The organism is Metabacillus fastidiosus NBRC 101226 (assembly GCF_001591625.1).
Taxonomy (GTDB): domain Bacteria; phylum Bacillota; class Bacilli; order Bacillales; family Bacillaceae; genus Metabacillus; species Metabacillus fastidiosus.
The window spans coordinates 1-6,216 of sequence record NZ_BCVG01000158.1 but is presented as its reverse complement, the minus strand read 5'-3'; the positions used below and the strand labels follow the sequence as shown (position 1 = coordinate 6,216).

Below are 6,216 nucleotides of genomic sequence, written 5' to 3'. Positions count from 1 at the left end.
GAAAAACCCCCACTGATGGAAGTTTCACTTTATCGTAAATTAAAGAAATAATATTTCCTTCCAAAAAAACAAATGTAAGGCTCATTTATTTAATAAAGAGCGCAGAACAGCACGAAAATCTATAAGGCTCTTTATGCTTAGTCTTAATTTAATATGAAAAACTATTCATTATTCACACTTTCATTGACTAAGACAAGGGTCAAGGACATAACCATTTAATGAATGGAAGGAGGCATTATATGAAGACATTTTCGGAGACTGCGTTATTTGAACATAAGTTTTGGCTGCAAATCTTAGGAGACCATGCTCGTTTTATTCTTGATTCTCTGGCAGAAAGTGAGAAAGAAAATATTATAAAAGCAAAGAAATTCAAACAAACTTTCGATTATTTATTTAAAAAAACGAACGACCATACTGATTTAGTAGCCATTACAATGGAAGCAGAGAAATATGCAAAAGAGATGAGAGAGTTTAAACTGTTATTAATAAGGAAGCATTTGCTTGGAGAAATTAAAATTCATTTATCTCCATCTTTTATTAATCATATGGTGAATGAGCTTGATGAGTATTTACTCGTTTTAAAATACTTAAAGAAAAATGAAGTGCCACCTATTTTTCATGAGCTTCATCATCATTTACTTTGGCTTTTAGATGCGGCGGGACATGCAGGCGCTATCTCAGATAATCTTGATGCAACAGAGAAAAATTTAAAGCTGAAGAGTGATATTTTTGTTACAGAATTTGAAGATTTTTATTTGAAGGCAGTTGAGATGTCAGGATTTTTACGAGCGAATATTGATTCTTTCCCAGCACTTGAAAGAATGAATAAAGAAGTCAATTTAGAAATTAGACTATTCAAGAATTTTTTAGATGAAATAAAGGAAATGGAGTTAACTAAGCAAATGTTAGGAACATTTTCTGCATTGATGGCGGATCATATGATGAGGGAAGAATGCTATTACTTAATGAAGCTTGCTGAATCAGCAGCTATAGATAAGCCTGATTGTGACCCTACAAAATCAAGAATATAAAATAAAGAAAGTTCCGGGAAATTTCAGTATTTCCGGAACTTTTTTATTACGAAATTAATTTTAAACCGATAGCTGCTCCTAAAACCATTGCTATAAAAAAGATTCTTTTCCAATCTTTTGACTCACCGTATAAAAACATTCCTAATATAGCTCCTCCAGATGCACCGATTCCAGTCCAAATTGCATAAGCTGTTCCCATAGGTAGTGTTTCCATTGCGTATGCAAGGAATAAAAAACTTGCTCCAAATCCAATGATGAGTAATGTGAATGATTGCCAATTACGATCTTTATGCAATTTATTTATCATTAAAACACCAAACATTTCACAAATGCCTGCAAAAACTAAAGAAACCCAAGCCATTAATTTTCATTCCTTTCTGGAGTATTGTCTTTAGTAACTAACTTCAACCCGATTACTCCTGTTAATAAAGCAAAAATTAAAAGGACCTTAGCTATTTTAAATGGTTCGCCAAAAAATAAGATATCGGAAAAAACAGTTCCTGCTGTACCTAGACCTACAAAAACTGCATAAACAGTTCCTACAGGAAGTTCCCTTCCAGCAATAATCATTAAATAAAAGCTGACGATAATCGCAATGACTGTTCCAGCCCAAGCCCAAAAATCATCTGCGTGTTTTAAACCAATAACCCAAAAAACCTCAAAAAAAGCAGCAATAAATACTTTAATCCAGTTTGTATTCATTTACATGAAACCTCCAATTTTACAAAAATTAAAAAAGCCTGAGAGATAACTGTTAAACAGTATCTCCCAGGCTTTTATCCTTCCGTGGCACAGCGGTTGCTGTGAGTTTTCTCTCGGACCAGTCTAACATAATTGTTACGGAACCCTAGAAAACATTTGTGTTTTATAATTACTTTAAATTATACACAGATTTAGGCTTTATTCAAGACTGAGATATACTAAAAATAATAAAGGATATTGTTAAGAGAACAGATAATTAAATTTATCTTTATTTTGCATAAAAAATGGATTTATATTATATTTATCATTAGATCATACAACATAATGAAAGAAGGATTTGTCCATGAACTTAGGCTTCGGCGAAATTATGTTAATTATACTTGTTGCACTTATATTATTTGGACCAAAGAAATTACCTGAACTAGGAAAAGCAGCAGGCAGAACATTGAGAGAATTTAAAAATGCTACAAAAGGTATAATGGATGATGATGACGAGAAACCTGTAAAGAAGCAATCATAGAATCGCGATGAGGCATGAATTTATTTTATGTCTCTTTTTTATTTTTCTTTACAATGTTCCATAACGTATCTCGGGAAAATTGTCATTATCTTTGGTATGTTTTTAGGAAAGTTAGGACCTTTAATGATAGTCTTTTCACTTGCTACCCGTTCAAAGAAGAAAGTGTGTTATCCGAATGAAGACATTCTTAGAAGATAAATGGAAAAACCGGTCACAGACCGGTTTTTCCATTTATCTTCTAATATCATGTAATAATCAGCTAGCTGTTTTTTCCCTTCCCTTCTTTTATATTTAAAAATGAGCATGATTCTTAGCTAGGATTAGTAGTAATTTGTAAGGGATAAAATATTAATAACTAATTGAAAATGATTTTCAAAATCATTGAAGTTTGGTACAATGATGGCAATATGAAAATTCAGTGCGGCTTTTCTTTTTAGGAAGGGCGAATTATTATTTTGCTTAGAATAAAAAGAAGTAAAGATTTTACTTTTAATACTTATTGTCTTTACAGATATAAGTATTGTTTTTGATATGCAAGAACAACATAGAAGACAGCTTAATTTATTGCAAGGTTTTATATTGTCAGTATTGACTAGTACAGTACTTTTTCATCATTAATAGACGAAAGATTAGTCATTAACGAAGCATTGTCTGATCAGTTTTTATATAAAATGAGAAATTTTAGTTTGCAAAAGGAGTTGTTCATTATGTACGCTATTGAAACGGATGAACTCACGCTTTCTTATGATGAGTCAATTATTATAAAGGAATTAGATATAAAAATTCCTAAAGGAGAAATTACAGTATTTATTGGCAGTAATGGCTGTGGGAAATCAACATTGCTGCGCTCATTAGCAAGATTGTTAAAACCGAAGAATGGATCTATTTTACTTGACGGACATTCTATTTCCAAGCTTCCGACAAAAGAGGTAGCAAAGCAATTAGCGATTTTACCACAAGGACCTGAAGCACCGGAAGGTTTAACAGTTCTACAGTTAGTTAAACAAGGGAGATACCCTTATCAAAATTGGCTGAAGCAATGGTCTGTTGATGACGAAGAAGCTGTAACAAGGGCAATGAAAGCAACAAATATATATGAATTTGCAGAAAGACCGGTTGATTCCCTTTCAGGTGGACAGCGTCAAAGAGCTTGGATTGCGATGACGCTAGCACAGCAAACGGATATTATTCTACTTGATGAACCGACAACTTATTTAGATATGACGCATCAAATTGAAATACTTGACTTATTATTTGAGTTAAATGAAAAAGAAAAAAGAACAATTATAATGGTATTGCATGATTTGAATTTAGCATGTCGTTATGCTCATCATATTGTTGCATTAAAAGATCAAAAAATATATGCAGAAGGGCGCCCTGAAGAAGTAATTAATTGCAGTTTAGTACAAAATGTATTCCAGATGAACTGTGAAGTGACAATTGATCCTTTATTTGGTACCCCTCTTTGTATTCCGTATGGTAAAGGGAGATGTATTTTAAAAGGTATAGAAGTGAAAAATGCATAAAAACATCAGGGTTGTTGTTTTAACTGTATTACTTATCCCGCTCAGTATAAAATAAAGTAAAGGGAGCTGACGTAATGACGAAAGAAAAACAACAGATAGATGGTTTGCTTGAAAAGTATACTGAATTATTATTAGGAGAAACATCAGAAGAACTAAAAGAAAAAGTGCAGACATGGGTTTTATATAATCATATTGCAAAATCAATGCCGCCATTAGTGAAACATTGGAATGAGAGCTATCCGGAAGGCAGGGAATATGTAAAAGAATTGATTAGTGAAATTAAAAAATTAAATGAGGAACATCGTGCAAATCAAAAAACTCAGAATCGATAAGAATCTGAGTTTTTTCTTTTTCAATTTAATAATACTTTTACATATAATGATATATACCTAATAGTAGAGGTTTATTGCATCATTTTGCCGTAAGGCGACTGCTGATCTAAATAGCTTGAAAATTGGTCATATGACTGCTGAATTTTCTGAATTTCTGCTGCTTCTAACTTATACCATCCGTTTTTGAACATGAGATTATAAAGATGGCGCTGGGCATCTTGTGTTTCATTGCTGACTGTTAAAAGATCTTTGTAAAGTGCTTGATGGCTTAACTCATTTAATGCAGTTGTATAAGCTGATGTTAAGTACTTTTCAGTTGCGAGTATATCATTAATAAAATCACGTTCGTTCATTTGCGGTGACTGCTGTACCTGTGTTTCGGGGTTTTGAATTTTATTTTGTTGCATAGTGCACCTCCTATTGAAGTTGTGTATTTGCCTGCCCTGTTGTTTGCAGATGGCTTAGAACTTTTTGATAATGCATATTATGCATTTGACCGACTTTTTCAAGCTCTGCTTTAATTTCGGGTGTTTGACATTGTGATGCAAAAAAATGGGCTTTCTTCATCACTAATAAATTCCATGACAGCATATCGGTTAAGTATAGTTGATCTTTAGTAGAAATAATTGCTGGTGGTTGCTGCATCGTTTGCTGCTGCATATTTTGTTGTTGTTGCACTTTATTCCCTCCTCATTCTTTTTCAACACTATCATCCCACATCCTTTTATTCTTATTCATATAGCTCAATCGTTCCCGAGTTTTAAGCAATCGCCACTTCCAGATTGTTATAGGGGGAGTTTATTATGGAAAAAGTACTTCGAAATGTCATTCTATTTCTATCTAAAAACAGACTTTTAACAAATTTAGCAAAAAAATATGGACTGCGTCTTGGTGCTGGAAGATTTGTCGCAGGTGAATCAATTGAATTAGTAACAAGGGTAATAAAAGGATTAAATAAGAAAGGCTTAGATGTGACGATTGATTACTTAGGGGAGTTTGTTGACAACGAGGCAGAAGCAAATGAAATGGCAGAGCACTGTATTGTTGCAATTGAGGAAATCGGTAAGAAGAAATTGAAATCCCAGTTGTCATTAAAAATGACTTCAATGGGACTTGATATTTCGGATGAAGTTGTAATGAAAAATATGTGCCGTATTTTAGAAAAAGCAAGTGAACATAATGTTTTTGTAACAATCGATATGGAGGATTACTCCAGATGTGAGAAAACACTTGAAGTATTTAAAAAATTAAAAAAGAAATACAATAATATTGGCACAGTGATTCAAGCTTATCTTTACCGCTCAGCAAATGATATTGCAGAGCTTAAAAAGCTTCGTCCAAATCTGAGGCTCGTAAAAGGGGCATATAAAGAACCCGCTAAAGTGGCATATCCGCTTAAGTCGGATGTAGACGAAAACTTTAAAAAAATTATTAAAATGCATTTATTAAACGGGAACTATACAGCAGTTGCTACCCATGATGATGCGATTATTGAGTATACAAAACAGCTGGTGAAAGAATTTAGAATTTCGAAATATCAATATGAATTTCAAATGCTTTACGGAATTAGAGCGGAGCGCCAGCTTGAGCTTGTGAAAGAAGGCTATAAAGTGCGGGTATATGTTCCATACGGTACGGACTGGTATGGCTACTTCATGCGTCGTTTAGCTGAAAGGCCCGCAAATGTCGCATTTATATTAAAAGGGATATTTAAAAAATAAAACGGGGATTAGTCCCCGTTCTTTTATGAGAGCTTTTAGCCCATATTATTTTGTTTATATTGCTGATTTTGGCTTGTGCGTTTCCCGCCGCCTGCTTTCTCATTATTTGGACCAGCATTTCCTTTTACACTTGCTGCGCTAACGCCGGCCTTTGATGGATCTTTTTTTAATCTCGCCATATGTATCACCTCCCTTTTTTAATCTTTCCAATAAAAAAATATATATTTCTTTTTTGGAGAAAAGGAGATAGAACTGTGTAATGAAATAAGTCTTTTATTTATCCCAGCCTTAACGGGCAGTAAGACTCTCACCTGAAGATTGTAGCTAAGCGAGGAAGATAGGTTGGAGATCAACTGCCCATAAAGGACCAAACAAATAGAACAC

10 protein-coding genes and 1 riboswitch are annotated in these 6,216 nt (G+C 33.5%); of the genes, 5 read left to right on the top strand and 5 right to left on the bottom strand.

Annotated elements, in window-relative coordinates; all coding sequences use genetic code 11:
* The first annotated feature begins 239 nt into the window (after positions 1 to 239).
* Positions 240 to 1,031: a DUF2935 domain-containing protein gene (locus BFA01S_RS20445; protein WP_066235307.1), complete on the top strand. Its 792-nt coding sequence runs from the start codon at positions 240 to 242 to the stop codon at positions 1,029 to 1,031.
* A 46-nt stretch (positions 1,032 to 1,077) separates the two neighbouring features.
* On the opposite strand, the gene BFA01S_RS20440 is transcribed toward BFA01S_RS20445, so the two are convergent.
* Together BFA01S_RS20440 and BFA01S_RS20435 are read right to left on the bottom strand one after the other, a co-directional pair.
* Positions 1,078 to 1,392, bottom strand: coding sequence for a DMT family transporter (locus BFA01S_RS20440; protein ID WP_066235305.1), 315 nt, complete (start codon positions 1,390 to 1,392; stop codon positions 1,078 to 1,080).
* Positions 1,392 to 1,733, bottom strand: a complete 342-nt coding sequence (locus BFA01S_RS20435) for a DMT family transporter (RefSeq protein WP_066235303.1) — start codon at positions 1,731 to 1,733, stop codon at positions 1,392 to 1,394. The genes BFA01S_RS20440 and BFA01S_RS20435 overlap by 1 nt, the downstream gene beginning before the upstream one ends.
* Before the next feature lie 61 nt (positions 1,734 to 1,794).
* Positions 1,795 to 1,893: riboswitch (guanidine-I (ykkC/yxkD leader) on the bottom strand.
* Positions 1,894 to 2,076: 183 nt separating this feature from the next.
* Here BFA01S_RS20435 and BFA01S_RS20430 point away from each other — a divergent pair.
* From BFA01S_RS20430 to BFA01S_RS20420, 3 genes are all read left to right on the top strand, one after another.
* Positions 2,077 to 2,253 carry a twin-arginine translocase TatA/TatE family subunit gene (locus tag BFA01S_RS20430; RefSeq protein ID WP_066235301.1) on the top strand — a complete coding sequence of 59 codons (177 nt, stop codon included), beginning with the start codon at positions 2,077 to 2,079 and terminating at the stop codon, positions 2,251 to 2,253.
* Positions 2,254 to 2,960: 707 nt separating this feature from the next.
* Positions 2,961 to 3,779, top strand: coding sequence for an ABC transporter ATP-binding protein (locus BFA01S_RS20425; protein ID WP_066235300.1), 819 nt, complete (start codon positions 2,961 to 2,963; stop codon positions 3,777 to 3,779).
* 74 nt (positions 3,780 to 3,853) lie between these two features.
* On the top strand, positions 3,854 to 4,111 hold the full coding sequence (locus BFA01S_RS20420; protein WP_066235298.1) for a YusU family protein: 258 nt from the start codon (positions 3,854 to 3,856) through the stop codon (positions 4,109 to 4,111).
* 71 nt (positions 4,112 to 4,182) lie between these two features.
* Here BFA01S_RS20420 and BFA01S_RS20415 read toward each other — a convergent pair whose 3' ends face one another.
* Both BFA01S_RS20415 and BFA01S_RS20410 read right to left on the bottom strand, forming a co-directional pair.
* A complete protein-coding gene (locus tag BFA01S_RS20415; RefSeq protein WP_066235296.1) occupies positions 4,183 to 4,518 on the bottom strand; it encodes a spore coat protein in 336 nt (111 codons plus the stop codon).
* 10 nt (positions 4,519 to 4,528) lie between these two features.
* Entirely contained in the window at positions 4,529 to 4,789 is a 261-nt protein-coding gene (locus tag BFA01S_RS20410; RefSeq protein WP_066235294.1) for a hypothetical protein, read from the bottom strand.
* Positions 4,790 to 4,914: 125 nt separating this feature from the next.
* Between BFA01S_RS20410 and BFA01S_RS20405 the strand changes: the two genes are divergently transcribed.
* Positions 4,915 to 5,832, top strand: a complete 918-nt coding sequence (locus BFA01S_RS20405) for a proline dehydrogenase family protein (RefSeq protein WP_066235290.1) — start codon at positions 4,915 to 4,917, stop codon at positions 5,830 to 5,832.
* Positions 5,833 to 5,867: 35 nt separating this feature from the next.
* Here the strand turns inward: BFA01S_RS20405 and BFA01S_RS22155 are convergent, their stop codons facing one another.
* Positions 5,868 to 6,011 carry a YuzL family protein gene (locus BFA01S_RS22155; RefSeq protein ID WP_082800110.1) on the bottom strand — a complete coding sequence of 48 codons (144 nt, stop codon included), beginning with the start codon at positions 6,009 to 6,011 and terminating at the stop codon, positions 5,868 to 5,870.
* Positions 6,012 to 6,216 lie beyond the last annotated feature (205 nt).